The sequence below is a fragment of the Colwellia sp. BRX10-1 genome, from assembly GCF_014077545.1.
Taxonomy (GTDB): Bacteria; Pseudomonadota; Gammaproteobacteria; order Enterobacterales; family Alteromonadaceae; genus Colwellia_A.
Map to the genome: position 1 here is coordinate 1 of NZ_JACGWC010000065.1, position 1,488 is coordinate 1,488.

At 38.8% G+C, this 1,488-nt stretch carries 1 protein-coding gene; it reads right to left on the bottom strand.

Annotation, left to right across the window (positions count from 1 at the left end; translation table 11 throughout):
- Positions 1–17: 17 nt before the first annotated feature.
- Entirely contained in the window at positions 18–1,262 is a 1,245-nt protein-coding gene (locus H4J75_RS19535; protein ID WP_182223047.1) for an IS110 family transposase, read from the bottom strand.
- Positions 1,263–1,488: the final 226 nt, after the last annotated feature.

Here is a 1,488-nt window from a genome sequence, read left to right on the forward strand (position 1 = left end):
TCTACGCCCTGAGACCTTTAACAAGCTTTTTCTTTAAAAAGTAATGGGGAATTCCTATCGCTCAATGCTTTTAAATACTTGGCTTCATTGTATGGCTCTTTAGTTTTCCAACATCGAAATACGATTCGTATCCACTTAAATGCTAACGAACGCACAGATGCCTGGTGTGTATTACCTTTTGATCGTTGTTGTTGATAATATATGCCTGCCCAATAAGATTGATGAACACTTTTAGCTGCCCATTCTATAAATGATTGGCGAGTAAACTTAGAACACTGATATCGCCAATGAATCCAGCTCTTTTGACCACTACGCACTGTTACGGGTGCTATCCCTGCATACATTTGAATTTCCGATGCGCTATTGAATCGACTACGGTTTTCCCCAATAGCTACTAGTAATCTAGGAGCTAAACACGGGCCAGTACCCGGTAATGATTTGTAAAGCTCTGCATCCGGCAAGGCATTAAACAACTCACTAATTTCTTTATCAAAGACCTTAATAACCTTCACAGCAACAAGCAGTTGATTAGCTAATGCAACTGCAAGCAGTTGGTGCGATTCGATAACTGCGTTATCAAGCGTGAGCGGCTCTGCTTCACTAATAGATTGGATGCGCTTAACGCTATATGAAGCAGTACGTCCAGGGTATGAGCCAAAAAATTTTTTCAAGGTGTCTGGTCTAGCTCTTTTAAGCTTTTGTAGATTGGGCCAACGTGTAATGAAATCACAAAAGATCCCCGATCCTCGGTGTGAAAACCAATCGAGTAAATGAGGGTAATATTCCTTAAGTGTAACGATTAATCGATTACTAAACCGTCTTTTATCTTCAACTAACTTACGACGCTGTTCGACGAGATAGGTCAACTTCCTAACCGATTCACTTTCCATTTTTAATGCTTTAATTTTATTGGGATATCTCAGCATTAAATCTAAAGCAATCTCTGCGTCCGTTGGGTCGTCTTTTGCACCGCTGGGTGAAAAAGCTTTACGGTATTGAGCTAACATTGAAGTGTTAACAGGGTGAATAGTAACAAAATCAAACTTTTGAAGTGCGTAAACTATAGGCCCTTTCGATAGTTCAATAGCAACAGCTATTTGTCCTTTGTATTGCTTATGAAGACTGGTTATCCACTCATTGATCGACCTAGGTGAGTGCTTAATCACTTCAAACTTTCGTACACTTGAATTAGCCACTTGAACACATACATCGTGTTTATCATTTGCCCAATCAATACCGATATAAACTGAAAATTTAGTCATAATTACCTCCAATTGTTATTGTCAGCATGTATGCCAAAGCTTTTCGAAAGCGATATAGATAGCGTTTATGGGCAAGCCCTGAGTATTCGTTTTTAAGCTAAGGCGTACCTAATACATCGAAAGTAAAGCGGTAACCATCGAAATGATATCGTATCAATATTCGTATGAAATAGGCACATGATCTGAACATCCTAATTATAGGTTTATTCAGACTTAAAGGACTATA

Bases quoted from the DNA above. Each gene is read 5' to 3' on its own strand.
- H4J75_RS19535 (WP_182223047.1), bottom strand. From the start codon at position 1,262: ATGACTAAATTTTCAGTTTATATCGGTATTGATTGGGCAAATGATAAA.